This is a genomic window from Skermanella stibiiresistens SB22, from assembly GCF_000576635.1.
GTDB classification, from domain to species: Bacteria; Pseudomonadota; Alphaproteobacteria; order Azospirillales; family Azospirillaceae; genus Skermanella; species Skermanella stibiiresistens.
In genome coordinates this window covers 17,461-42,056 of the sequence record NZ_AVFL01000044.1, presented here as the reverse complement: position 1 = coordinate 42,056, position 24,596 = coordinate 17,461, and the positions used below count along the sequence as shown (strand labels likewise).

The window sequence follows — 24,596 nt, the reverse complement described above, 5'->3', positions numbered from 1 at the left end:
TATGCCCATATAGATGATAGTCCGGATTATTCATTATCTTATGAACAGACCATCACGAAGAGTACAACCTTCCTATTTACTGGAACTTACGACGATATAGGGGTATTTTTCATAAAATTCAATTTTGGGAAAGACACTTCAGCCAATATTATTGGTTATTCAACATTCTACTCAGTCGATGAAGCGGCATTATATTCATATTCCCTTCCATTCATTAATTATGGCACTAACAGTTTTTACCAAAATCTTAATAAAGATACATGGACAACCGGCAACGCAGGCGTTTCATCGCAGGAAGGAGCCTCTTTCTATTTAGCTTTTAATCCATACGAATACAGATATAGCCCTGTTGTATATCAAGATTACTATACATTTGTTGTTCAGGTAAACCTGCGAGAGATCCCCATCAGTCCCCCTGAACCTCCCGAACCTCCTAAACCTCCTGAAACCCCTTCAGTACTATTCACCAACAATGATGACGTCGTCAACTTCAATGCTTTGAGTGATGAACAACATAAAGCGATTGATAACTTTCCATCCAAAATCACCAATGCCCTAGACGGCGACGATACCGTGACCTTGCCGCATCCGGCGTGGTATCAACTCACTCCATCGGTGTCATGGGATCCGCTCAAGGTGTTCCATGGCGGTCCTGGGAACGACACGATAGTCGGTGGCGACGGCGACGACAGGATCGCCGGGGACGCCGGCAATGACACGATCCGTGGTGGCGAGGGAGGTTTGCTCCTGAAGCCGGACATGGACACCGTGTACCTGTCGGGAAAACCCAGCGACTACGCGTTCAGCGAGGGTGACCCTTCCTGGCTGTCGGCCTACAACTTGAAGACCGCGGAGAAGGACCTGATCTCGGCCGACGTTGAGTTCATCAAGTTCGAGGCGTTTGGCGACAACGCGGTGTCGGTGAACAATGTCTATTACGAACTGGCCAAGCTGGCGAACCGATCGTACGATGACATCAGCCCCGCCCAGGATGGCGCCAGTGGATGGCGGCCCGTCCTGGCCCAGGAGTTGGGCTTGTCCCCCAGGGCGACCGACACACGCGAATACGGCATCAAGTACGAAATGCGCGACGGCATCTACCGGTCGTTCGGCGCCACCAGCATCGATCCATTCGGCGTGGTGGCCCACGTCTCCTACGCCAAGGTCAACGGAACGCCCACCCTCGCGGTCGCCTTCAGGGGGACCACCGACTTCGAGGATGGCCTGGAGTACCTGGGCTTCTCCACGTACTACGCCCGTTACAAGCCGCTGGTCGACGCCATCAAGCACTATGTCCAGGAAACTGCGATCCCCAGGGTCTACGTGACCGGGCACAGCCTCGGCGGCGCCATGGCCCAGATGTTCATGCAGGAGCCAGGCGTCCTCCCCACAGACCCCAGCGACCCCAGCAACCACAGGTATTTCGGCGTGACCTTCGGCTCACCCGGCGCCCCGAAACACGCCGCCGATCCGCGGATGTTCCACTTCGAACACACCGACGATCGGGTGGTTGGCCTGGGGAAGCTCGCCCACTCCGATAACCTGCCGTTGCAACTCAAAGTTCTGCTGTCGATTTTCACCGAGGCTCGGGATTACGACACCTCGGGTCAGGCGATCAGGAAGGTCATCCCAGGCCTGGGACTTCCCAACACCGAACACGCCATGGATCTCTACGAGAAGACAGCCCTTCTCAGCAGGTCGGCGATCTCGGGCAAGGACACGGGCACGAGCCGTTATGTCGATGGCGAGCTGGTCCAGGACGCGCACCACTACGCCTCGCAGATCCATCGCCTCTACCAGTCCGCCCTCGACCGCCTGCCCGACATGGACGGCCTGGTCAACTGGACCGGCGCGCTGAAGGCCGGCATGACGCTCAAGCAGGCGGCCGGGGGCTTCGCCGACTCCACGGAATTCCGCCTCCACTACGGGGCACCCGACAACGTGGGCTTCGTCAAGCAACTCTATCTCAACGTGCTCGACCGCGAGGCGGACACGGGGGGCCTATCGAACTGGACCAGCGCCATGTCCGCCGGGATGACGCGCGCCGAGGCCCTGATTGGATTCTCGGAGTCCGCGGAGAACATCCAGCGGATGGCGCCAGTCCTGCGGGAGGGCATCTGGGTACGCGACAACACTGCCGCCACGGTGGCCAGGCTGTACGACAGCGTCCTCGACCGCTTACCCGACGCCAGCGGGCTTGGCGCCTGGACCGACGCCATCAAGGCCGGGATGAGCCTGGACCAGACCGCCGACGGCTTCACAGGATCCCTGGAGTTCCAGCAGCGCTACGGCGCCCTCGACAACACGAACTTCGTGAAAACCTTGTACAGGAACGTGCTCGACCGCGAGGCGGAGCCGGCCGGCTTGGCCAACTGGAGGGGCGCGCTGGATGCCGGCGTCGACCGCTCCGACATCGTCCTCAGCTTCTCGGAGTCGGCCGAGCACGTGATGAAGCTGGCGCACCGCATCGACGACGGCATCTGGCTCTTGTGATACGGGTTGAGGTTGGATCCTCGCTATTCCGCCTTCGCCGCGGCCGTCGCCTCGTCCATCGCCCGCCGCCGCTCCCGCACCGCGACCTCGTCCTTCATCTGGGCCCGGCGATCGTGCGCCAGTTCCCAAGCCCATGCCGCCTCCAGCAGGCGAGCGTCCTCCGGCTCGGCCTCGCGCCAGACCTTGCACGCCGCCGGGGTCCATTGACCCGGCCTCCGATCCTTGCCTCCGTTCGCCGCGACGAGCAGTTCCTCGAAGGTCATCACGCCATCTCCAACACTATGCCAATATCCGTATCAACGACGAGGTCATCTAATTTTCGATCTCTCCTGATTGAAGCCAAACTCGCTTCCCATTCGGCAACTGGACCAGCACGAATTCCATGCTGCTACCATCATGAAAAATGACGGTGTCGCGCTTCAATGGACCACGGACTTTGGTCCCCTTGTTCACCCTCGGACACGTTGGTCCACTCAAAAGCGAGTGGGCTTCACCGTATCGTTTCTCGGCCATTGCCTGATCCGCTTTTCGAACGGTGTCGAGCGATAAGCAAGCGGTGTCGGATCTGTTGACTACGGATTGCGCATGGACGTTCGATGGTAGGAAGCACGTGGCCATTACCACCAAAAGCGCTGCGACTAGATGCTGATGTCCTGGTCGCCCATACCTTGACGCCCCGCCGGCATCCGTCATGGCTGACTGTTTCGTAAAGGTCATCATGCGGTCCTCAAGATCCTATAGACACTCGTCCGGCCGATCTTGAGCCGGCGGGCGATCTCGCTACCTCCCAGGCCTTCCGCCTTCAAGGCCAAGATGGTGGTCTTGTCCAACTTCGGCTTCCGCCCCTTGTAGACACCCTCGGCCTTCGCCTTGGCGATGCCTTCAAGCTGGCGCTCGCGCCGCAGGTTCGTCTCGAACTCCGCGAAGACCCCCAACATGTCGAGGAACGCCTTGCCCGCAGCGGTCGATGTGTCGATCGGCTGCTCGGTCGCCTTCAGCGCCACGCCCTTCGCCTTCAACTCGCGGACGATGTCCTGGAGGTCACCGATGGATCGCGCCAACCGGTCGATTCGCGTCACCATCAGCGTGTCGCCCGGCTGCAGGAATTCCATCAGCGTCCGCAGCTCGGACCGACCCGACCTGGTCGTTCCGGTGACCTTCTCCTCGCGGACCACGAGACAGCCGGCCGCCTTCAACGTGTCGCGTTGGAGCGTCAGGTCCTGGTCGGTCGTGGAGACCCGCGCGTACCCGTAGATGGACATCTTCCCCCTCGATCTGTTCCGTTAGGATCTAGACCACCATACCATGCTGTACCGTTTGGTGAAAGTGGACCCTAATGGAACAGGTGGAAGCTAGGGTTCGGTGTTTCGCGGAACTGTTCCGCATGGGTATACCCTATAAGCCATAGCGGTTCGATTTAACACGGAATCCGTGTTGACTATGGTGCGGCATTGCCGCATATAAGGATCATGCCAGACACGCTGATCACTGTCGTTGAAACAACACCCTTTACTAGAAGAGCAGACAAGATCCTTACAACCGAAGAAAAAAAGGACTTGATAGACTTTTTAGCGGCAAATCCCTTGATGGGTGAAGAAATCGTGGGAACAGGCGGCGTGAGAAAAGTACGCTTCGGTTCCCATGGTAGAGGTAAGTCTGGGGGCGTTCGGGCAATTTACTATTACTATGACGATAATATGCCTCTATTCGCTTTGTTGGTGTATGGGAAGGGAGAACAATCGAACCTGACCCCCGACCAGAAAAGAGTGGTAACGACGTTGGCGGCAACGCTCAAGGCCCAGCAAACTAGGAGAGACAAATGAGCAAGCTTGGTGACGAGCTGATCGAGGCGATGAGCGAAGCCGTGGCATATATGGGCGGCCACCCTGGAGCTACTGTAACCCATGAGGTCCATGTTCCAGATGCCGTGGACGTCGCCGCGATCCGCAAGCGTACTGGTTTGAGCCGGCCGAAGTTCGCTGCTCGTTTCGGTTTGGATGTCCGCGCCGTCCAGGATTGGGAACAAGGGCGGCGCCGACCTGAACTGGCTGCGAGAGCTTACCTCAAGGTTATCGAACACAACCCCAAAGCCGTTGAGGAAGCTCTTCAGGTTCAAGCTGCCTAATTCGCCCTTCTTTTGATTGGTGATGAAAATTTCACGCTCTGCGCGACTTTTGTCGCGTGGGGTTTTGGTGTGTTATCCAATCAATCGCGGGAATAGGGGAGCGAGAGAAAATTCTTGGGATCCCCAAAATTAGGTTGCGGTGCCGCGGCGCCTGGATCATTCTTGCGAAAGAGAAAAGCCCCGCTTGGGGAAGCGGGGCTTTTCTGTAGTCTGTAGTTTCGCCGCCACCCAGCTCCCGTCGGACAAACGCGCTGGAGGGCATTTTGTAACGCCGTGACCGGCATCAGGAAAAAGTATTGATGCCGGAAAAAGCTGACCTGAATGTACGCGGGCTTCGATGGGATTTCAAGCGCGAGTCGCGATTTGCTAATCGATTCCTGTACGATTTCGGATAGGCTGGCACGGCTCCTGTTGGGGCAACGAATGTCAACGATCCAAGCCTTTGTACAGGCGGCATCGGACCACCGAATTCAAAGCGTGGTTACCATCCACACGATGGCGCTTCTAGCGGCTCATGCCGATTCAGACGGATATGCCCTGCGCGACAACTCCGGCCAGAGTCTCGGCGATCCGCGCCATATTGCGGCTGAGACTGGCTATGGCGTTTCCACGATCTACAAGGCGCTCACAACGCTGGAAACTCTCGGCTACATCGCTCCGGAGGAGCCGACACCCGAGCAGATTGCATGCGGGGTGATCGGTCGCATCAGGATACAGACGCCCGCCGCCAGCACGCGCGCGTGATCGGCCACCAGCATGGAGAACCACCCCAACCGCCCTATGGGGGCGGGCAGCGAACCCGCGCGCCTTGAGCTAACTGACGAGCAATGGCATAGGATCGCCGATCGATCCATGGAGATCGCCATTGATCTCGGTCTCAATCTCGTCAGCATCCATGGCACCTATGCTCGATTCGGCAGCAACACGGGCAGCCTGAAAATCTGGTTTGCCGGCCCGCATGCCGGCACCTGGTACGACGACCCTGACAGCGGCGACATGATCGCCCTGATCAGGCGGGAAAGCGGTCGTGGCTTCCGAGACGCCGTTGAGTTTGGTCTCAAGGAGCGCGTGCAGGCTCCTTTGGTCGTCAAACAGAAGCGCAAAGCCGTTAGCGCTGAGCCTGACTATGACCGATCGGAATTCGCCCGTGGGCAATGGCACGAGGCGCGGACCACCCTTGGCACGCTGGCCGAGACCTACCTTACGAAGCGGCGCGGCATCCCGCTCGAAACAGTGCATGCGCTCGACCGCGCCGGACGAATTAGATTTCACCCCCGGCACCAGGCACGGCCTGACTCGACGTCGACATGCCCCGCCTTGCTGGTGGTCGCCACGGATCTAGCCGGCAACGTGCATGGTCTCCAAGCCATCCGGTTGGATGCCACCAGCGGCAAGCGCGTCAAATTGTCGGCGGGGTCCATCGCAAGCAACAAGGCGGTCGGCTGGCTCTCCGGCGGCGACGGCGATGTGATCCTCACCGAGGGACCCGAGGACGCGATCAGTATCCATGCCGCTCGGCGGAGCGGCATGGTCGGCGCCGCGTTCGGTGGTGTGAAGAGACTGGTCGGTTCTGTTCCGCCAGGACGCCGGGTCATCATCGCGGCGCAGAACGACCCACCTGAGAGTCGGGCGGCGAAGTCTCTGACGGAAGCCTGCGATCTTCTTATGGCCGCTGGGCATGACGTCTGGGTCGCACGACCTCCTCAGGGGATCAAGGACGCCAACGACCTCCTGCGAACAGGGGGGGTGAGTGCGGTCCGCGCCATGTTGGACGCGGCGGGTCCCGTGGTGCCTCCAGGCGGGCCGAAACAGACCCCACCCTTTCCAACCGAAACCGTCGTCGATCCGAAGCCATACTGGCCCTCCACGGACGTGGACGGTGTCACCGCTCACGCGGAACTCCAAATCTTGATCGAGGATTGGATGTGCGCGGTCGAGCGGTGGTTGGACGCCAGGGACCATGCCGCCGACCAGCGGGACGCCTTCCTCAATGACGGCATGTCCGAGAAAGAGAGGCGCAAGGCCAAGCGCGACATCAAGCGGTCGATCGCGCGGGCATTTCCCGGTGTCGATCTGGAGCGGCCTCCCCGGCTCCAAGTGGCCGCCGCCGCAGGTCTAGGGAAATCGTCCGGCTTGCGCGAGGCCTACCTTCGCCATCCACGGTTATGGCGCCGGCAATTCCACGGCTTCCTCCCAACCGTGAAACTGGCCCGGGATTTCGAGGACGCCATGCGGGACGCCATGGGCGTATCGCCCACTGCCCCCCTGGTGGTCCTCCACCGCGGGCGTGACCATGAGGCCGAACTTGGAAATGCCCCATGCGCGCGCTGGAAGGCCAGCCGGCGGCTCGCCGGGAAGGTGCCATCGCTGTTCGGCGCGATGTGTGAGCGCGGGGAAACCAAATGCCCGCACTTCAGCGCCTGCGCCTACATCGACAACTACCAAACGCAGGGGCCGGGACTGCATCTGTTCGTCCATGACCATCTGACCAAGGCGAAACCCTTGAACTTCCCCAAGGCAGATTTCGCGTTCGTCGACGAGGACGCGACGCAAGCGTTGCTGACCCATTCCGTGGTGGGCGCGGCGATCCTTTCCGATCCCTCGACGTATCAGACCGCCGCCTTGACCAACGAGCAAGACGACGCGGCATCCCTCGGCAATCGCCTGCTGGTCGCCATCACCAGCGGCGCCCCGATGTTGGCCGCGATCCGAAAGGCCAACATCACCACCAAGGAACTGAAGACCCTGGCGGATTGGACTCAGCCCACGGATCAAGGGCCGGAAATCTCCCCGGCCATGTCGGACGAGGCGATCGAGGCGATCGCGGAAAAGCTCACGCCCCACCATGGCGAGATCGTCGGCCGCATCGTCCGCCAGATCGCCAGCGAGCTGCGCCATGATCGGGACATCGCGCACGGGGTCGTCTATGGCGACGGCAACCTGCATCTGCACCGACACTCGCGCGTGAGGGCGGCTCCGAAGGGGATACCCTTGCTCATCATCGACGCCGACGCGGACCTGGGTGTCAACCGCGTCCTGTTCGGTGACAACCTGACTGGCCACGCCATCAAGGCGAAGCGGCTGGGCCGGGTCGTGCAGGTGCGCAACGCGACGCTCGCGAAATCGTACATCGCCCCGGAGACCGCCTTCTCGGCTCCGACGGACCGACAGGTTGAGCACGCCAAGGCGCTGCGCGCCCGCATCCTGGCGTGGATAGCCTCGAAGGCCAAGGGCAAGCGGGTCTTGGTGGTGACCAACAAGCCGGTGCGCGTCGCCTTCACCGGCGAGCCGACAGGCAGGATCCCCGTGTCGATCGATTTCCAGGGAGCGACGTGGAGCCACTATGGCGCGGTGCTCGGGGTCGACGCCTGGAGGGATCACGACGTGGTGATCCTCATCGGCCGCGAGCAGATGTCGGCCGTCGCCGGCGAACGGCAGGCGCGCGCCATTCACTGCGACGATCCCGAACCGTTGAACCTGACCGGCGGATACCGGAAGGCCATGCGATGCCATCGGATGCGGGATGGATCGTCGGTGCCGGTGGAGGTCCACGAACACGAGGATGCCCGGGTTCAAGCCCGCGTCGAGGCCAAGCGCGAGCGCGGCATGGCGCAGGCGATTGACCGCCTGCGGCTGATCCATGGTAGGCCGGATAGGGAAATCCTCATCCTATCCAATCTGCCGCTTCCGGGAGTCACGGTGGACCGCATGATGACTTTGGATGAACTGCTGGAGGGAGGCACCACTCTCGAGCGCCTCGTGGACCACGCGCGCCGGGAATGGGGAGTGCTGCCGCTTGTTCCCGATTTCCTCGTCCAACACGCACCTGGAATCGTCTCGTCTCGTCGGACCGCAGAGCGGTTGGTGGCGGAATTTAAAACCGCCAACCCGCTAATAGAATGTTATTTGCCAGTTGGCGGTTTTAAATTGGGTAGGTTCTGGACGATGGGACAACGCCGTCCCAGCTCCGTGATCCTGTTTGGCGACACCCCCACCGCCGCGGGCATCGCCGCGTTGGAGCGGCTCGTCGGCAACGTGACGATCCAAATTCCCGCAGATGAGGTGGAGCGCTCCCCCAACGTTGATCGCCCGGTCCAGGAGGATCCAATCGTTGTAGAGCCGGCCGCCGTGGAGATGGATTTCGAGCGCCTGCTCGCGGCATACGGCCGCGAGGCGATTATCAACCGTTGGCCCATCGTTGAGCAGGAGGGGGCGGAGATCCGGGATAGACGTCCCATGATCTGGAAGGTATCCTCAAAAGTATCCTCAAAATTGACCTATGTCGGTAGGATAGGAGTGCCCCGATGAAACGCAAGTCAAATCTACCATCGGCTGAAATACAGTCTCTGTTAGATGCGGAATCTGACAGTGATTACATCATGCCAATTGAGGAATTCATGGATCGAAATTTTGGTCCAGGCACATGGAGACGCGATGTCTACGCCCGGCAGTATATAGCTTGCCGTGGTCGCACGGCATCGGGGCGTGGATACATCATCGTGAACGATGACTCCACCAGCTACCCACTGGAAATTTCCACACTGCAATTGAACTGACAACCATCACCGCAACAAAAACCTGACTACTCGAAAAAAAACGAAACAATTGATATCGAGTCTTTGGGAGAGGAGAGAGAACAGGTTTGATATAATTACGGACAGCACGATGGAGAGCTGTCTATGACATCGATTATCAGCCTGACCGAGTTGCCGCGCTCATTGAAACGGTTCACCGGTGGATCCACAGTTACATATTCTGCAGCGTACAGACGAGTCCTGAACGGCGACATCCCCGCGACGCGGAGTTCCAACGGCCGCTGGATGATCTCGACGTCCGATCTCCCGAGTATTGCCGCAATACTCGGGCTGTGGGAGGCGTCCTGATGGACCGCGTCCTCGAGCTCGAGGCTCAGGTCGCCGCACTGCAACGCCGGTTGGACGAGGCGGAGATCCGGGCTCGCCAAGCGGAGCGCGCCCGGGAGCTGGAGGCCATCACCCGCCACGTCCGCGAGGCGGCCTTGGCGGAGGGGGTGCTGCCGACCGCGCTGGACGATGTGAGTGATCGCGCCATCCGGTCTGGGCAATGGAAGCTGTCGGCCAAAGGCGACATCTACCGCGTAGAGGATGGCGTCCCGGTGGTCACTCCAGCCGGGGACTATGTGACGCCGCGCGCGTGGCTGAAGGGCCTCAAGGAGCAGGCCGGCTTTTATTTCGCTGACGATCCCCACCAACAGGCCAACGCCGGCGTGGTGAACCCTTGGACGAAGGATCATTGGAACCTGTCCGAACAGGGGCGCATCGCACGAGAGTCTCATGAAACTGCGCAGCGGCTCGCCGCCGAGGCTGGGTCGACGCTCGGCGCGACGCGGCCGTCGGAGGGGCGGCCATGACCTTTGCGACCACGACCGCACCTCCGACGGCCGCGCCCGGGTCGAGTGTCACTGACCGCCATCCGGACTACCTGGAGAACGCCCCGGCGTGGCGCCGAATTCGGTCCATGCTCGCTGGCGCGGATGGCGTTAGATCCTCTGCTGACGAATTCATGCCGCTGACGGCCGAGCAGGTCAGACGCCCGGAGGTACGGCGGGCCTATATACAGCGCGCGGCCATTTTCCCCGCGACGTCCCGGACACTGGAGGCAACCGCCGGCGCCGTGTTCCGGCGTGATCCAACGGTGCGCGTTCCCGCGCGGCTGGATGCGCGCTTGGAGAACATCGACTCCCAGGGCGGGACCCTGCTCAACCTCGCCCAGACAGCCGTTCGCGAGACACTGGCAATGGGCAGATTCGGCATTCTCGTTGACTCCGCCTATGGAGCCGATGTCCTGAACGATCCGCTGGCGGCGACACCCTACCTGGTGGGCTATACCGCGGAGAACATCACTAACTGGAGGTCCAGAATTGTCGATGGTCAGCTCGTGCTAGACCAGGTGGTGTTGCTGGAGCACTCGACAATTCCGGTGGAGTTCGGATCCACCGAGGTGGTCCAATACCGCGTGTTGGAGCTGGATGAGCAGGATTATTACCGTGTGAGATTGTTCCGGCAGGTGGCCAGCGGACGGGTGATAGAGGTCGACCGTATTGAACCACGTGCATTCGATCGGCGCCGTTTGGACCGTCTGCCGTTCGTGTTCCTATCGCCCAGCGACGGAGCCGACCAGATCCGCCGCTCCCCACTACTGGACCTGACCGATTGCAACTTGAATCATGTCTCCGTCGCCGCGGACCTGTCGAACGCCATCCACAAATTGTCGTCCCCAACCTTGATCGTGACCGGCGCGGAAAGGGACGAGGCAGACGTCCAACTGGGTGGAGTTGTATATCTACCTCGGGATACCCAGTGCGAACTGCTCGAATTCCGCGGGGATGGTCTCGGAGTTCTCGAGCGGGTGTTGGACAGGTTGGAACGTCAGATGGCGATCCTGGGAGCTCGGCTGCTGGAGCAACCGAAGCGCACTGCTGAAACTGCCGAAACAACTCGGCTCCGTCAGACTAGTGAAACATCAGTTCTCTCTAGCGTATCTCGGAACGTCAGCGATGGTATCAAAAGAGCGCTTCAAATTGCCTGTGATTGGGACCGCATCGCTGGTGAGGTTTCATTCGAGTTGAATCAGGATTTTCTTGATTCAGTTATGGAACCAGGGATGCTTGAGGCATTGACACGATCAGTACAGAACGGATACCTGCCAGTTGATGATCTATACTGGAACCTGCGCCGCGGAGAGTTGTTGCGCCCGGATCTGACGCCGGAGCAATACCGCGACGAGCTCGAGAACAACCCGCTGCTGATCGGCCGTCCCTCCCCGCTGTCGCTCACCCCCGCCCCTGCTGATCCAGCGGCGGTGTCGGAGGATGGCCCATGACCGCGGTCGTCAAGCGGGCGTCGGCGTCTGAGGATCTCGGCGACGAGCTGATCCTGCTGGCGCTGCTCTTGCTCCGATACAATTCGCACCTCCGTCGGCGCACGCTGCTGCGATTGCAGGAGTTGGGGGATGAAATCCTCCGTCAACTTGGCCCACTCGATCTGACTCTACCGACCAGACACGCAGCGGTTCAGCACGTTGAACGGTCCCTCCTCCCCCTGATAGAACGCGCCTATCTGGACGTCGACGAAGATCTGCGTCACGAACTCGTAGCCTTGGTTGCCCTCGTATCCGATCTCGTGATTGAGAGGATCGACGCACTGGTCGGTGTGCCCGGTATTAGCCGTTCGCTCCCAGAAGAGGCGCGACGTCTGATCCCGGCGAACGCGCTGGTCGATGGTGCTGTGGTCGCCTCCTGGCTCGGAGCTCAGGCCGGCGCCCTCCTGTTCAGCGTCAGGAGAGTTCTGACTGCCGGAGCCGCAAACGCATCCGGCGCCACCGGGATTAACCAGATGATCCGTGAGGCGATTGATATCGCCCAACGCCAGGCCATGCCGATCGTACGTACTGCCGTAAGCGCCGTGTTCGGCGCCAGCATTGTCGCTATCGTCGCGGAAAACTCACGGTTATTGGGTGGGTTCACTCACACGTCCATTTTGGATTCCAGAACGTCCGAGGTCTGCCGTCGGAGAGCTGGACTGCGTTTTCTTGCCGATGGCAGTCCAGTCGGGCACAGCCTGCCGTTCCGCATTCCGCCTCTGCATATCAACTGCCGGTCACATCTGACGCCGTGGTTTTATCCGGTCGATCAGATGCCACGAGGCGTCGCGTCAGCTATCACGACAGCGGGTCGGGACGAGGCGTTCGTCGATCCTCGCGCTGCAGAGCAGGATCTTGGTGACTGGTTGCAGCGCCGCAGCCAACGAGAGCAGGAGGCGACCGTCGGTAGAGTCCGACTGGACGCATGGCGGTCCGGGACGATCAGCACCGCCGCTCTACTCGACCAGAGGGTCAGACCCCTAACCCTGCCTCAGATCCGGAAGGTACTGGGCATCTAAAGGGGTGATGCCGGACTGAATGAACCTATGTCGCGGGAGTTGATATCCAACTCCCGCGACCTCAGTCAGGTTAGACGAACCAGTAGTCCGATTCCGCCATCTGGCTCGCGTTGACGTATTTGATTGTCAGGATATCGGTCTCGCTGAACTTCAGGACTGTATCGCCGCCGTACTGGGGGGATTGAACCATCCCGGCCGCCTTGAGATCGGCGAAGCTGTCGATCCCCTTGGCCACGAGGCCGAGGTCGCGCAGGTCTATGACGTCGCCCTCGCTCCTCCGGAAATCCTCGACGCGGTCCTTGCCGTCACCGAGGTGGAAGACGAACCTGTCGGCCCCAACCCCACCGAATAACGCGTCAGCGTCGCCGGCGCCGCCGGTCAGGATGTCCCTACCCGCGCCGCCGTAAATCATGTCCCTACCGGCGCCGCCATCCAGGAAATCATCCCCGTCGTCGCCCGTGATGATGTCGTCCCCGGCGCCACCGTGAACGCGATCGTTGCCAGCACCGCCGTACAGGCTGTCATTCCCGCCGTTGCCATTCAGGACATCGTCGCCATCACCGCCCGTCAACTGGTCGGCCGTCTCCTTGCCCTGGAGGAAGTCGCTGCCCGACCCTCCCCAGTAGCCGCCGTACTTCGCCTCGGTCTGGACGACCTGGGGAGCCGCCAGCGACACGGCGATCCGGGTCGCGCCCGAGGTGGCGTGACCATCGGAGGTGGTCACCTCGAAGGCGTCCGAGGTGTTGGTGGTGGCGCCTGGCGTGTAGACCAGCCGTCCGGCCGCGATGTCGGCGTCGGTGAAGACGGCTCCCGCCTTCAGCGTGGCGCCGGCCAACGTCAACGATCCCGTTCCGGGGCCGGTGGCGAGCGTGTAGGTCAGCTCCGCCGCCGGGCTGTCGATGTCGGACACCGACAAGGCGTCCCTGCCGACCACCGCCGACAGGACACCGGACGCGAGGTCCAACTTGGCGGAGCCGCCGATCACCGGCGCGTCGTTGACCGGGTCGATGGTGATGGTGTGGGTGGCGACGGCGCTCTCCAGACTGCCATCGGCCGCCTTGAAGGTGAAGCTGTCGGTGCCGTGGAAATCCTTGTCCGGCGTGTAGGAGAACGAACCGTCGGCCGAGAAGAGCAACTTGCCGTGCCGCGCCTCATCCAACAAGGCATAGGCGAGTTTGTCGCCGTTGACGTCGGTAGCCGAGACATGACCTGTCAGCGGAGCGTCCTCGGCGATGACGGAATGACCGTCGACGGCGACCGGGGCGGAGTTGGATGGCTGAAGCGATGACAGGGAGAGACGCTGGGCATGGATGTCGACACCAGTTTCGCCACTGAAGGTCTCCCAGGAGACGACGATGTCGCCGTCCGCCAGCAGGGCGATGTCCGTATTGAATTGCCCGAAAGAAGAGTCCCCCGAAGTCGATGACTTGACGATGATGGCATCGCCCACCGGATTTCCAGCGGTGTCGTAATGGCGGACCAAGGTTTCGTATGCGCCGTCATTGAAAACAAGAACGGACCATGAGGCGAGGAACCCACCACCCTTCAGGGCCTCTATGGATATGCCTTGCTGAAAACCAATGCCAGTGTCCATGAAGACGATCTTGTCGCCGACCGCTTTTCCCGACGGATCGTATCGCTGGGCGTAGAGGCCGTCCGAATTCTGTTCGTTCCCGGCCCAAGCGACGATGAATCCACCGTCGGTCAGTGACGACACCGATTGGGGAGGCGTTGAAAATCGATCGAAGCTCCCCGTCGAACCTTCAACGCGGAACACCCCTCCAACCTCATCGCCGGAGGCGTCATACCGGTGGGCCAGGATGTATGGCGTTCTCCCAAGGAATGAATCCTTGTGCCACCATGAACTGACGAACCCACCATCCTCCAAGGCCGTGATGGACGGCGCGCCGCCATCGATGTTCGTTCTGGAAACGCTCAGGCTGAGCTCGCCACCAATCGCGTTGCCGTCGCCATCGTATCGTTGGGCCTGAAAGTTAGCCCCAAGGTACCCGTTATACCAAGCGATGACAAATCCACCATCCGCGAGGCCGGCGATCGTCGGCAGCCTTTGCGCCTGCTCCGTCGTGGAGTTCACGACGAATTCGGTGCCCAGTGGTTCTCCCGTGGCGCCAAAATGTTGGGCATGGATGTCATAGGAGTTGTTGACCCAATTGACTGACTGCCAAGCGACCACGAAGCCGCCGCCCTTGAGCGCGGCGACGGTGGTTGCATTCTCAATATTGGGGCCCCAGAATGGGCTGGGCGTGTTGACGTCGATCTCACCACCGATGGCCACGCCATCCGCAGTGTAGCGTTGCGCGTGGATACCAAAGGAATTTTGATCCTCCGACGTGGTATGCCAAGTGATGACGTAACCACCATCGGACAGTGCCGTTATGGCCTGTCCCCTCTGCGCGCCAGCGGTGGTGGTGTTAACCGTGAACTCCGAACCTACCAGTCCAATTTCGTGAGACCCGACCAAAACAATCTCCTGAAACACATTGTTCAAATTTTTATATAATATTTAATAAAACTATTATATGCGTAGTTGGAAAGAGCTTTGGACCGTCGGCGCTAAGCCGATCGTGGCGGACCGGCCGTTTTCCGAGGTATCGGAATTCGCCTCTATCGGGCTAGCGGGCCACCATCCGGGTTCAGGCTTCCGCTGACGTTCTCTCCCACCCTCGCGGTTCGCCAAGCCGAGATATCGCACCCTTCACGATCGGACGGGTGACGGCGACCACTGGCACGTGGAGGCCACTCTGGTTGTCCCAACCCTAAGGTATCCCTTCGCCGCACGTTGGGGGGAAGGTGGATCTTGGCCTCTCGTATGAGTCATTCGGCGACCTCCAACGGAATGTCGGACGGATAGGTCGTGAAGCTCATGGTGTGCGTGACACCGGAGTGAAAGACCTCGGCCACGACGTCCCTCCCCCTCACCGCGTAATTCGAGGCTCATCCCGGTGAGATCGCCGATTATCTGGGTACTGTGGAAATGGCCCGAGAACGTCCAGGATCATGTTCTCCCTCCAACCATATCCATGGCGTAATTTGATACGCCCTTGGCGTCGCGCCTGTGGCTCCGGGTCCCCTCCCCTTGTTGATCGGGAATCGAGGATGCGATCGACGGTGTCGCCATGGAGCATCCCCAGGGCCTCTGGTCACTTCCTACAACAGCCAGATGCCATCGTCGATCCGGTGCGCCAGCTTCATCACGTGCTCGGCCGACTCCGAAAAGCTGAGGACGATGTCGGAGCGGTCGACGCCGGCATCCAACGCGCCCCTCCAATTGGCCAAGCCGGCCGGCTCCGCCTCGCGGTCCAGGACGTTGCGGTACAATGTCTTCACGAAGTTCGTGTTGTCGAGCGCGCCGTAGCGCTGCTGGAACTCCAGGGATCCGGTGAAGCCGTCGGCGGTCTGGTCCAGGCTCATCCCGGCCTTGATGGCGTCGGTCCAGGAGCCAAGCCCGCCGGCGTCGGGCAGCCTGTCGAGGACGCTGTCGTACAGCCTCGCCACCGTGGCGGCGGTGTTGTCGCGCAGCCAGATCCCCTTCTCCACGACCGACGCCGTCCGCTGGATGTTCTCGACCGATTCCGAGAACCCCACGAGGGCTTCGGCGCGGGTCATGCCATGGTTGACGGCGTTGGTCCAGTTCGCGACGCCGCCATCATCACCCTCGCGATCGAGCACGTTGCGATAGAGCTGCTTGACGAAGCCAGGGTTGTCCAGCGCCCCATACCGGAGCTGGAACTCAGTGGAGGTGACGAACCCATCCGCCGCCTGGACAAGCGACAGCGCGCCGGCATCCACGGCGTGCTTCCAGTTCAACAAGCCATCCTGGTCCGGCGCGCGGTCGAGCGCCGCGCCGTAGAGCCGATGAACCCGCGCTGCGGTGTCGCCGGTGTCGGTGACGTAGCGACCATCGACGAAGACGAAATGCTCGACGGCCCGAACGGTGTCGACGCCCTGGGGCCCGGATACCGCGCTGTCGCCCTTCATGTTGAGGGTGATGCCGTATTCGCGGCGGGCACCCGTCCAAGTCGCCATGTCGACGCCGTCACCGCCGTCGATCTGGTCATCACCGGCGCCGCCATTCAGGGTGTCATCACCAGCTTTACCATAGAGTACGTTGTTTCCGCCGTTGCCGGCGATTTTGTTGTCCAAGTCGTTGCCGGTACCATTGAGGTTCGTCGTTCCAGTCAGAACCAAGTTCCTCTGCTCGGCCGACAGCGTCGGCGAGGAGAAGAGGGACGTGACGGTCGCGGTGCTTGGATCGTACCGCGTGAAGCCGATGGAAGCGGTGTTTGGGAGATCGGGTTCAAGGTTCAGGGCGGCGATGGTGTCCGGGGTTTCCGAGCCCTCTCCCTCGAACCTGACCTTGGGCAAACCATGTCCAACGGCGTACTTGTCCCTGAGCTCCAGTTCGAGATCCTTGATTTGGGACCGGACGTCGATCTGGGCGGAAGCATAATGGGCAACCCTATCCAGAGCGCCCTTGGCTTGAGCCACGGCTTGGTCATAGGCTTCCTGGAACTCGGTCAGCGTTTGAAGATCGTCGTGCGTCGACCATGTGGTCGTTCCAATCTTGATCACTCCTCCGGTGTTTTTCCCGAAGATCAATTCGGCGAAATCGGATCCAAACTCCTTGACGATCAGTTTCTCGTATTCGTGCTCCCTATTGCCGTTGACGAGCGTATTCACTGAAGATCCCGCGATCTTTCCGATGGTCCAAGCCGTTCCGAGGGATTTTCCGATACCGGGAAAGAGCCCTACGATGCCGAAGGCCGCGTCCGCGAAGGATTGCGCCAACTGCAGTCGATCACCAAGATTCGCCTGTGTGGTGACCGTCTTGGAGTTGGCGATGATCGCCTCGGCCGATCGTGTCATCTCCGAGTAGATGCCGTCCTTCCGCATCAACCTCGTCAACTCGGCCATGGCGGCGTCGACGGCTTGTTGGCTCACCAATTGCGCGTTCAACTGCTCTCCGGTGATCAGCGTGTTGTCGAACTGGAATTTCTGGATGAACGCGTGGGAGTCCGTTCCGTCCGGCCCTTTTGTCACCCAGACCAGTGGATTCCTGAAATAGACGGTGTGGCTCGAACCATCGCCGGAAAGGACGGATGTGTTAACGCCAGAACCGCCATTGATCGTGTCGCTCCCCGAGCCGCCTCTCAGTATGTCGTCGCCGTCTCCACCATCCAGCAAGTCGTCGCCGCCACCACCGAACAGGGTGTCGTCGCCATCATCTCCCCAAAGCTTGTCATTGCCCTGCTCACCCAGCTCGAACAAGGCGTCTCCCGCGAGCTTGTCGTTTCCCGCTCCACCATGTAGCTCGTCGTCGCCCACGCCGCCGAGCAACGTGTCAGAACCAGAACCACCATTCAGGACATCATCGCCCACACCTCCGTCGATCTGATCGTCACCGTCGCCTCCGGTGAGGGTGTCGTCACCAGCTCCGCCATGGAAGATCTGCTTCGGGTTCCAGGTGATGCCCGAAGTGATCTGATACGCGGCCTTGTTTGGCATGGTAACGGTATCGTTGCCGCCCAAAGCGTCCTGTATGGCGTCTTGATGAGCGTCGGCCGCTTCTTTCTGCTTTTCGGTTAGGGAATTGAAATTCACGTTGTTCGCGTCACCATCGAACAGAGGAGCTGGTTCAGGTTCAGTTGGCGGATCCTTGGGGAACTCATCGGGAATGCGCCAGTTAGATGGAACTTCTTTTTTTATCCATATGCTCCGATAATAGGAGAAACTAATATCTTCAATCCAATAATCTGGCGAAGGCATGGCCGCGAAAGATGTGGATCCTTCCAATGAACGTTGTTCGAAAGTCGCGGCATCTACGGTGTAGTATGTTAAGCCTATTATTTCGGAATCTACGTTAAAATTCTTGTCTCGGTGGTATGAGATCATGCTTGGATAGGAGGAATACCATCCAGTATTGATGCCGTTGAAGAAGAGCACTGGCCCAGGGCCACGGTTTACATTGTTTGAAACCACCCAATCGATAGTGCCTGAAAGATGGAGATATAAGGTAGCCAAGGTGATGTGTTCCTATCTGAATTGGTGAACCCTAAACTCGGTTCTCGTCTGATGACTTCAGTTTTATCAACAAATTTTATATGAATTAATATTAAATAATATATAATTCTTTTTATTTTTGTCTTAACCTCAAGGGTTATGCGGTCCGATCCAGTACGACTGATCAGGTTCCCTCGCCCACGTTCTTCCAGAACCACGCCGTGTGTTCCGAAGCCGCCCAACTGATGATCTGGACAGCTCTTTTCCCGGCGTCCCATTCGGTCATCTCTGGCTTCCGCCGCATCACCTCGGCGCGGGCGGCCTTCCATGCGGGGAGATCCCCTCCGCCTTGCTGGCGGATGGTCCGGTACGCCAGGGCCACGGCACGGCGCATCTCGATGTCGGGTTCGGGTCGCGTGCTGGCGGGCGTTATTCCGCTGCCGGTCACTCCATCCCGTCCTTCCGGGCCAAGGTCACCCCGAAGCCATCGTCCAGGAAGACGACCCCGCCGTCGGCGAGACTTCGCTTGATCCCCTCGATGGTCTGGACCTTCGCCTTGCCGACCGGGACCTTGCCGGTTTCAAGGCGCTGAACGGTGTGGATGCTGACCCCGACTTGATCCGCCAATTGCTGCGCCGACCATCCAAGGAGCGCGCGGCCCGCCCTGATCTGTTCCGCCGATAGTAACAAAATACCTCCTATGAGCATGAAAAAAAAGCTCTCATGCGCTAAAATACTGCTTGTGAGATCGGCTTTTCATGCGCTAATTTAACGCTTGTAGGGCACATAAACAAGCGGAGACGCACCATGGCCATCACCGCCGACCCCGTTCTCTCCCGCGTTGGAACCGACACCGTCTATGTGGAACTGGCTCTTCGCTGGCTCTCCACCAAGGTCGAGATCACCGCCACCCGCGTCGAGCACCTGCCGGTCTCCCTCCAATGCGTCCGGGAGGAGATCGGCCGCGAGATCGTGGACGTGGAGGACGCCGTCAACGCCGCGTGCGACCTCGAATGGATCGCCGCCGATTGCCTCGACGAGACCGGCGACCGGGGTTGGAAGGACATCGGCTTCGGCGAGGCGGTCGAGCACGCGCTCGACATGGCCCACGCCCTCGCGGCGGAGTGACCCATCATGGCGCGGCGGGAAATCCCCCTCGGCCGGACAGGCACCGCTCGATACAGCCTTCGTGGGATGTGGGTCATCCGCCGCACCGGCACCCATGCCCAGCGCTATGACACCCTTCCGGATTTCGTCGCCGAACTCATGACCGGAGCGCTCGGCGGCTCCTGGCGGGAGACGCCCGAAGGCACCCGCCTGATCGACAGATTCACCGACTGACCCCACCCGGCGCCGGGGAGTGTTGCGAGCACCCTCCCGGCTCCGCCAGATGACGGAGTTCCACCGTGAAGAAGAACACCCAAGAGTACCACGCCTCCAAAGCTCTTCAACTCTCCTTCGGGCTCGCGATCACCGATCCCGACGAACACCGCGCCCAGGCCGCCAGCCGCCAGCGTCGGTGCCTCTCCTGCTCGTCGATGTTCGCGTCGACCGGCCCCGGCAACAGGATCTGCCACACCTGTCGGCGGACCGACGCCTGGAGCAGCCCGGCCGAATTTCCCATCCACGCGGCATTCTGAGGAGCATGGACCATGATGAAGCTCACCCCCTCCCAGCGCGGCGTGCTCGTTGGCTGTGTCCGTGACGCCCTGGTCGGCTGGCTGACCACCGATCCCGTGGTCGGGGACGTCTGCCGACGCCTCCGGCATGACGCCGCCACGGGCGGCCATCTCCCCTTCTCGAAATTCGCCCACGCGGCGATGGAGCGGATCGGTCCGTCCTATCACGCCCGCTCGCCCGGGTCGGCCGCCGTCTTTCCGCTCTCCATCGCCGAGGTACTGGCGCTGGCCAATGACATCGAACTCGAGCTGGCGACCGACGACCAGATCCACGCCGCCGGCCTGATCGCCGCGAGATCTCCCCTGGGGCAACCCGACCCCGGCGGACGGGACTGGGTGATCTACGAGGGCATGCTCAAGCGCCTGGGCATGTCCTCGGACGATGGTCCGGTCGGCTGGCGGGCGGATGTCCATCATCGGCTGAAGGCGTTCCGACGCGCCGTCGCGGCGGCCGCCCTCGACACAGCCGCAGCGGAGTGAGGCGCCATGATCACGACCCTCCGATGGCACGCGATCTACGCCATGGCCGCGCTCGATCTTTATCTGACCGCGGCGCTCCTCATCGTCGTGGGGGTGACCCTTGGCTGAGATCATCCCCTTCCCCCGATCCAGGGTTATCCCCATGAACAGCCAGCTTTCTCGGGAGCTTTCCACAATCGCCGAAAGGATGCGTGGAGCAAGGATCCGGCGAGAGCATGATATCGATGCTGAATCAGAGGCATATTGGCTTGATCTGGATCGTGAAGGTCAAATCCCCCTCACTCCGGATCAATATCTAGACATCTCGGGGATGATCGGCATCATCCATGCGTTAAGGTGATCATCTCAACGCATGTCAGTTCCAAGAAATACTGGGGCCGGGATTTTTCCCCGACCCCATTTTCCACATGGTGATGTCATGAAGGACAAAGTCTGCATTGAATGTGGTTCCATGTTCACGGGCAGGAGGAGTAGCCTGACCTGCTCGCCGATTTGCCAGTTCTGGACCTGCTTCGACAAGAGTGGAGGTCCCGATGCTTGTTGGCCTTGGCGATCATACGTCAGCGCCGCCACCGGATATGGCGTCGTCCCATCACGGCTGGCCGGTGGGCGACGCATGAGCGCCCACCGGAGAGCGTGGGCATTGGACAATGTTTGCGATCCGGACCGGCTCTATGTGCTCCACCGGTGCGACAACCGCCGCTGCGGGAATCCCAAGCATCTGTTCCTTGGCACCCAGCGAACGAACATCCTGGACGCGTGGAGAAAACACCGTCCGATCATGGCCGCTCCCGGCGAGGACAATGTCCATGCGAGGCTGACCGAGGCTGCGGTCAAAGACATTCGTGGCTCGTCGGAGCGCGCCTCCATTCTCGCCGCGAGGTTCCAGGTCTCCCTCTCCACCATCCAACATGTCCGCCAGGGTCGGACATGGAAGCATATCTCGCTTACCCCTTCGGATACTGACTCGATGAGTCAATAGGCCACCACTACAGGTGGCGTAAACTCTGTTAAAGCACATACCAATCAAATCTGAGGAAGAGTTATGGCTCTGATTTTCGGACACGGTCGAACGACCGTATGGGGCACGCGTTGGGCGGACGAGATTCATGTTGGCGGTCGCAGCGCCGCGTATGGACAGAGCGGGAACGACCGGATCTTCGGCGATGACGCCGCCAACCATCTCGTCGGCCAAACCGGCAACGACAGCCTGTTCGGACGAGGTGGCGATGACTTCCTGGATGGCGGCCGGGGGAACGATCACCTGTACGGCGAGGCCGGCAACGACCTCATCTGGGGTGGCGCCGGCAACGACTTCCTCGTCGGCGGCTCTGGGAACGATCGGGTGCGTGGTGATGCCGGGAACGACACGATCGTCCACGACGTCCGCGTCGCTGGTCTGCTGCCTGCTGGCACGGACGAATACACGGGCGGTGCCGGCGCCGACACCCTGATCATCAACGTCAGAGGGCAGACAGAGACCTACGGCGCGGCCGGTCCCGAGATACGGATCGACGATCATGGGAATGGAGTGCTCGCCTATACCAACGGTCCGATCGAGAGCGACTTCGTGCGGGCGGCTACGTTCACCGGCATCGAGGTCTTCCACCTGGTCGACGACAGCAACCCGCTCATCTTCCGCGGTGGGGCTTTGGACGCGACCGTGATTGGCGGTGCCGGCGACGACGTGTTCGAGGGCGGCGAGGGTGACGAGACGTTCACGGGATTGGCCGGTAACGATCAGTTCTTGGTCCTATGGCGCCCAGGCCTCCAACTCGGCCATGACGTGATCCACGGGTTCAATCCCGTCGAGGACTCGTTGGGCAAAAACTCATTCGACGAGGACTACTCCGGTCCCGATCCGCTGGCCATCTCGGCGGTCGAGCGGGGCGGCCACACCTTCTACACCTTCACCGACGCCAACACCCACGCGATCGTCGGCACGCTGGACGTCGACGCCGTCGGCCTGCCGCCGATCGGCGACTACCTGATGGGCTGACCCCCTGCCCTCCCCATCCCACTGCGGAGTCATCAACATGAGCATCATCGCCACCGTCCATCTGGTCGGTCATGTCGCGTCGGAAGTCCATCTTGTAGGCTGTGAAGCACCGAGGCGCAGGTCCTGGCGGACCGCACCATGTGACTCAGTAGATCATCTCCCCATGGCAATTGCTGTCCACGGTGCGGACAATCGTCTCCTTCCAGAGGCGGCCGAAAATAAGTGACAAGATTTGACGGTCGATGAAGCTCATTTCATTATTTAGGTGCCTCCTTCGTCTTGTATAGCTTTCCTCAAAGAAATTCGTGGCGGTTGATGCCACTAAAATCCATGAAGGTTATATACAAAATAGTGTAATGATTGTTAAAGTAACTAATGATAAGATGATTTTAAGAAAATAATATAAATAAGACGTCGTTCCGACTCTATATGACAATATGTCAATATTGGAGGAAAATATGTTGGATCATACAAGAAAATCAGAAATCTCCTCCTTCATTTATTCTATTGTGTTGTTTATCTTATCAATACTTGCCATCAAATTACTTTTTAGCACAGTACAAGTTGTTACTTTTGGTGATTTGATTATTGTATCAATCATTTTGGTATTTTTTATGTATTACATAAAATCATTTTTCAGAAGCCCCAAAATCTTTCTGAAAGCTCTTTTAGAAAGAATTGTTTTTTTGGTTTGGATACCTTTTGTTATTATAACGATAATATTCTTGTTTTTAATCAGAATGGGGTTCATGTTATCTAAAATAGTAGTATCCTTAAGTGTGTCGGCAATATATTTTGTTATGCCAATAGATATGATACCTGACTTTTTTCTTGGGATAGGTCAGATTGACGATGTTTTATTGTTTATCACTTTAATAGTGTGGTCTTTCAGCAAAACAACAAGGATGGCTTTGGTGGAATCAATAAAATTGAAAAAGCCGACAACAAAGTTCCCGTAACAATCTTGGCCGGAGACTGGAAAATTATGAAGAAAATCAAAGCTGCATTATGGGATCTTGGAATTAGCGTACTAGGCTCATTCATATTTTTATATTTTTTTACACCAGAGGAAGAGGTTCAAAAAGTAAAATTGGAATGTTTATATCCGAGTGATACCGGAATATCTGTTCTACTGATAATACTTTATTTTGGCTTGTTTATATTATTTTTATATACAATCATATTGATATTGGAATTTCTAGACATAATCGATTTGGGAAATTGAGAATATTGTTGTTATTGGTAATCTTAATCTTATTGATGTAAGAGCGACATCGCAATTTGCTTTCATCCGACTAAAAAGGAACTCCCACTGCGCTGCTTTTGACTCACGCATTACAATCTCAAGAAGACTATCGTTCTAGGCGGCCAACGAGCCGCCGACCAGCTCCAGCGCGCTGAACGTCAAGATGCTTCGCGGGGATCCGGATGCGTAGCATCTGGGCGGAAGCTTCTTGACGCCCACAAACCAAACACCCTGCTGGCCCCCTGGCTTGATTCATCAAACCAGGGGTGCCTCCTCGGCAAGAAGTATGGTTTCAGTACATTTCGCATACTAAAAACATACTGAAACGGTGTTTATTCAGTATTAAAATCCATCTCTGGAAAGCTTCTCGGCAACGGCCACCCTGATCCATGACAGCCGGGTCAGGCCGCCTGCCGACTTCCTGGCGCGGTCCACGCGACCCGACATCTCGCCGGGCAAGGTCATGGTGAACCGGACTTCGGATTCCTCCACGGACTTCTTGTCCTCGCGGCGATCGTCCACGGCGTCGGCCCCTTGGATGACCCGTTCGATGTCCGTTTGGCTGACGGCGCCTGCTGGCTTCGGTTTGCTGAACTTGCTGCTCATCGGCGGTGCGCTTTCGGTGCTATTCCGG

25 protein-coding genes are annotated in these 24,596 nt (G+C 59.3%); 18 read left to right on the top strand and 7 right to left on the bottom strand.

Annotated features, from left to right (window positions below; translation table 11 throughout):
* Positions 1 to 636 precede the first annotated feature (636 nt).
* Positions 637 to 2,493 carry a DUF4214 domain-containing protein gene (locus N825_RS32180; RefSeq protein WP_157619685.1) on the top strand — a complete coding sequence of 619 codons (1,857 nt, stop codon included), beginning with the start codon at positions 637 to 639 and terminating at the stop codon, positions 2,491 to 2,493.
* 23 nt (positions 2,494 to 2,516) lie between these two features.
* On the opposite strand, the gene N825_RS32175 is transcribed toward N825_RS32180, so the two are convergent.
* Both N825_RS32175 and N825_RS32170 read right to left on the bottom strand, forming a co-directional pair.
* Positions 2,517 to 2,756, bottom strand: coding sequence for a hypothetical protein (locus tag N825_RS32175; protein ID WP_037460802.1), 240 nt, complete (start codon positions 2,754 to 2,756; stop codon positions 2,517 to 2,519).
* Between the two features lie 453 nt (positions 2,757 to 3,209).
* Entirely contained in the window at positions 3,210 to 3,755 is a 546-nt protein-coding gene (locus N825_RS32170; protein ID WP_037460799.1) for a recombinase family protein, read from the bottom strand.
* A gap of 207 nt (positions 3,756 to 3,962) precedes the next feature.
* Here N825_RS32170 and N825_RS38295 point away from each other — a divergent pair, with 207 nt between their 5' ends.
* From N825_RS38295 to N825_RS32135, 8 genes are all read left to right on the top strand, one after another.
* Positions 3,963 to 4,316, top strand: a complete 354-nt coding sequence (locus tag N825_RS38295; protein WP_084165261.1) for a type II toxin-antitoxin system RelE/ParE family toxin — start codon at positions 3,963 to 3,965, stop codon at positions 4,314 to 4,316.
* A complete protein-coding gene (locus N825_RS38290) occupies positions 4,313 to 4,618 on the top strand; it encodes a helix-turn-helix domain-containing protein (RefSeq protein WP_084165260.1) in 306 nt (101 codons plus the stop codon). The genes N825_RS38295 and N825_RS38290 overlap by 4 nt, the downstream gene beginning before the upstream one ends.
* Positions 4,619 to 5,041: 423 nt before the next feature.
* A complete protein-coding gene (locus N825_RS32160; protein ID WP_157619684.1) occupies positions 5,042 to 5,362 on the top strand; it encodes a helix-turn-helix domain-containing protein in 321 nt (106 codons plus the stop codon).
* 108 nt (positions 5,363 to 5,470) lie between these two features.
* On the top strand, positions 5,471 to 8,926 hold the full coding sequence (locus tag N825_RS32150; RefSeq protein ID WP_198039001.1) for a DUF7146 domain-containing protein: 3,456 nt from the start codon (positions 5,471 to 5,473) through the stop codon (positions 8,924 to 8,926).
* Positions 8,923 to 9,174: a hypothetical protein gene (locus N825_RS39380; RefSeq protein WP_157619683.1), complete on the top strand. Its 252-nt coding sequence runs from the start codon at positions 8,923 to 8,925 to the stop codon at positions 9,172 to 9,174. The genes N825_RS32150 and N825_RS39380 overlap by 4 nt, the downstream gene beginning before the upstream one ends.
* A gap of 326 nt (positions 9,175 to 9,500) precedes the next feature.
* Entirely contained in the window at positions 9,501 to 10,007 is a 507-nt protein-coding gene (locus N825_RS32145) for a hypothetical protein (protein WP_037460792.1), read from the top strand.
* Positions 10,004 to 11,479, top strand: coding sequence for a DUF4055 domain-containing protein (locus tag N825_RS32140; RefSeq protein ID WP_084165258.1), 1,476 nt, complete (start codon positions 10,004 to 10,006; stop codon positions 11,477 to 11,479). The genes N825_RS32145 and N825_RS32140 overlap by 4 nt, the downstream gene beginning before the upstream one ends.
* On the top strand, positions 11,476 to 12,537 hold the full coding sequence (locus N825_RS32135; protein ID WP_037460788.1) for a phage minor head protein: 1,062 nt from the start codon (positions 11,476 to 11,478) through the stop codon (positions 12,535 to 12,537). Before N825_RS32140 ends, N825_RS32135 begins: the two co-directional genes overlap by 4 nt.
* Before the next feature lie 70 nt (positions 12,538 to 12,607).
* Here the strand turns inward: N825_RS32135 and N825_RS40580 are convergent, their stop codons facing one another.
* Positions 12,608 to 13,987 carry an Ig-like domain-containing protein gene (locus N825_RS40580; protein ID WP_245613296.1) on the bottom strand — a complete coding sequence of 460 codons (1,380 nt, stop codon included), beginning with the start codon at positions 13,985 to 13,987 and terminating at the stop codon, positions 12,608 to 12,610.
* A 117-nt stretch (positions 13,988 to 14,104) separates the two neighbouring features.
* Here N825_RS40580 and N825_RS39965 point away from each other — a divergent pair, with 117 nt between their 5' ends.
* Positions 14,105 to 14,248, top strand: coding sequence for a hypothetical protein (locus tag N825_RS39965; RefSeq protein WP_198039000.1), 144 nt, complete (start codon positions 14,105 to 14,107; stop codon positions 14,246 to 14,248).
* 1,457 nt (positions 14,249 to 15,705) lie between these two features.
* On the opposite strand, the gene N825_RS40855 is transcribed toward N825_RS39965, so the two are convergent.
* The 3 genes from N825_RS40855 to N825_RS32115 form a co-directional block, all read right to left on the bottom strand.
* Positions 15,706 to 18,324, bottom strand: coding sequence for a DUF4214 domain-containing protein (locus tag N825_RS40855; protein WP_281174391.1), 2,619 nt, complete (start codon positions 18,322 to 18,324; stop codon positions 15,706 to 15,708).
* A 418-nt stretch (positions 18,325 to 18,742) separates the two neighbouring features.
* Complete coding sequence (locus tag N825_RS32120) at positions 18,743 to 19,006, bottom strand: hypothetical protein (protein WP_157619681.1); 264 nt, start codon at positions 19,004 to 19,006, stop codon at positions 18,743 to 18,745.
* Positions 19,003 to 19,266 carry a helix-turn-helix domain-containing protein gene (locus N825_RS32115; RefSeq protein ID WP_037460782.1) on the bottom strand — a complete coding sequence of 88 codons (264 nt, stop codon included), beginning with the start codon at positions 19,264 to 19,266 and terminating at the stop codon, positions 19,003 to 19,005. The genes N825_RS32120 and N825_RS32115 overlap by 4 nt, the downstream gene beginning before the upstream one ends.
* A 99-nt stretch (positions 19,267 to 19,365) precedes the next feature.
* On the opposite strand from N825_RS32115, the gene N825_RS32110 reads away from it, so the two are divergent.
* The 8 genes from N825_RS32110 to N825_RS41095 all read left to right on the top strand — a co-directional run bounded on the left by N825_RS32110 (position 19,366) and on the right by N825_RS41095 (position 23,675).
* On the top strand, positions 19,366 to 19,686 hold the full coding sequence (locus tag N825_RS32110; RefSeq protein WP_037460779.1) for a hypothetical protein: 321 nt from the start codon (positions 19,366 to 19,368) through the stop codon (positions 19,684 to 19,686).
* A gap of 6 nt (positions 19,687 to 19,692) precedes the next feature.
* Complete coding sequence (locus N825_RS39360) at positions 19,693 to 19,899, top strand: hypothetical protein (RefSeq protein WP_157619680.1); 207 nt, start codon at positions 19,693 to 19,695, stop codon at positions 19,897 to 19,899.
* Between the two features lie 65 nt (positions 19,900 to 19,964).
* Positions 19,965 to 20,198 (top strand): hypothetical protein, encoded by a 234-nt coding sequence (locus N825_RS39355; protein ID WP_157619679.1) that lies wholly within the window; start codon positions 19,965 to 19,967, stop codon positions 20,196 to 20,198.
* Between the two features lie 12 nt (positions 20,199 to 20,210).
* Positions 20,211 to 20,717, top strand: a complete 507-nt coding sequence (locus N825_RS32100) for a hypothetical protein (RefSeq protein WP_157619678.1) — start codon at positions 20,211 to 20,213, stop codon at positions 20,715 to 20,717.
* Positions 20,718 to 20,859: 142 nt separating this feature from the next.
* Complete coding sequence (locus N825_RS39350) at positions 20,860 to 21,057, top strand: hypothetical protein (protein ID WP_157619677.1); 198 nt, start codon at positions 20,860 to 20,862, stop codon at positions 21,055 to 21,057.
* Between the two features lie 78 nt (positions 21,058 to 21,135).
* Positions 21,136 to 21,699 carry an HNH endonuclease gene (locus tag N825_RS38285; protein WP_198038998.1) on the top strand — a complete coding sequence of 188 codons (564 nt, stop codon included), beginning with the start codon at positions 21,136 to 21,138 and terminating at the stop codon, positions 21,697 to 21,699.
* Between the two features lie 63 nt (positions 21,700 to 21,762).
* Positions 21,763 to 22,716: a calcium-binding protein gene (locus tag N825_RS32085; protein ID WP_037460771.1), complete on the top strand. Its 954-nt coding sequence runs from the start codon at positions 21,763 to 21,765 to the stop codon at positions 22,714 to 22,716.
* A gap of 437 nt (positions 22,717 to 23,153) precedes the next feature.
* Entirely contained in the window at positions 23,154 to 23,675 is a 522-nt protein-coding gene (locus tag N825_RS41095) for a DUF1232 domain-containing protein (RefSeq protein WP_084165255.1), read from the top strand.
* Positions 23,676 to 24,304: 629 nt separating this feature from the next.
* On the opposite strand, the gene N825_RS32080 is transcribed toward N825_RS41095, so the two are convergent.
* Complete coding sequence (locus tag N825_RS32080) at positions 24,305 to 24,568, bottom strand: hypothetical protein (protein ID WP_037460768.1); 264 nt, start codon at positions 24,566 to 24,568, stop codon at positions 24,305 to 24,307.
* Positions 24,569 to 24,596 lie beyond the last annotated feature (28 nt).

Coding starts and splice junctions, on each gene's coding strand:
- N825_RS32175 (WP_037460802.1), bottom strand. CDS start 2,756: ATGACCTTCGAGGAACTGCTCGTCGCGGCGAACGGAGGCAAGGATCGG.
- N825_RS32170 (WP_037460799.1), bottom strand. CDS start 3,755: ATGTCCATCTACGGGTACGCGCGGGTCTCCACGACCGACCAGGACCTG.
- N825_RS38295 (WP_084165261.1), top strand. CDS start 3,963: ATGCCAGACACGCTGATCACTGTCGTTGAAACAACACCCTTTACTAGA.
- N825_RS38290 (WP_084165260.1), top strand. CDS start 4,313: ATGAGCAAGCTTGGTGACGAGCTGATCGAGGCGATGAGCGAAGCCGTG.
- N825_RS32160 (WP_157619684.1), top strand. CDS start 5,042: ATGTCAACGATCCAAGCCTTTGTACAGGCGGCATCGGACCACCGAATT.
- N825_RS32150 (WP_198039001.1), top strand. CDS start 5,471: ATGGAGATCGCCATTGATCTCGGTCTCAATCTCGTCAGCATCCATGGC.
- N825_RS39380 (WP_157619683.1), top strand. CDS start 8,923: ATGAAACGCAAGTCAAATCTACCATCGGCTGAAATACAGTCTCTGTTA.
- N825_RS32145 (WP_037460792.1), top strand. CDS start 9,501: ATGGACCGCGTCCTCGAGCTCGAGGCTCAGGTCGCCGCACTGCAACGC.
- N825_RS32140 (WP_084165258.1), top strand. CDS start 10,004: ATGACCTTTGCGACCACGACCGCACCTCCGACGGCCGCGCCCGGGTCG.
- N825_RS32135 (WP_037460788.1), top strand. CDS start 11,476: ATGACCGCGGTCGTCAAGCGGGCGTCGGCGTCTGAGGATCTCGGCGAC.
- N825_RS40855 (WP_281174391.1), bottom strand. CDS start 18,324: ATGCCTTCGCCAGATTATTGGATTGAAGATATTAGTTTCTCCTATTAT.
- N825_RS32115 (WP_037460782.1), bottom strand. CDS start 19,266: ATGCTCATAGGAGGTATTTTGTTACTATCGGCGGAACAGATCAGGGCG.
- N825_RS32110 (WP_037460779.1), top strand. CDS start 19,366: ATGGCCATCACCGCCGACCCCGTTCTCTCCCGCGTTGGAACCGACACC.
- N825_RS39360 (WP_157619680.1), top strand. CDS start 19,693: ATGGCGCGGCGGGAAATCCCCCTCGGCCGGACAGGCACCGCTCGATAC.
- N825_RS32100 (WP_157619678.1), top strand. CDS start 20,211: ATGATGAAGCTCACCCCCTCCCAGCGCGGCGTGCTCGTTGGCTGTGTC.
- N825_RS39350 (WP_157619677.1), top strand. CDS start 20,860: ATGAACAGCCAGCTTTCTCGGGAGCTTTCCACAATCGCCGAAAGGATG.
- N825_RS38285 (WP_198038998.1), top strand. CDS start 21,136: ATGAAGGACAAAGTCTGCATTGAATGTGGTTCCATGTTCACGGGCAGG.
- N825_RS32085 (WP_037460771.1), top strand. CDS start 21,763: ATGGCTCTGATTTTCGGACACGGTCGAACGACCGTATGGGGCACGCGT.
- N825_RS41095 (WP_084165255.1), top strand. CDS start 23,154: ATGTCAATATTGGAGGAAAATATGTTGGATCATACAAGAAAATCAGAA.
- N825_RS32080 (WP_037460768.1), bottom strand. CDS start 24,568: ATGAGCAGCAAGTTCAGCAAACCGAAGCCAGCAGGCGCCGTCAGCCAA.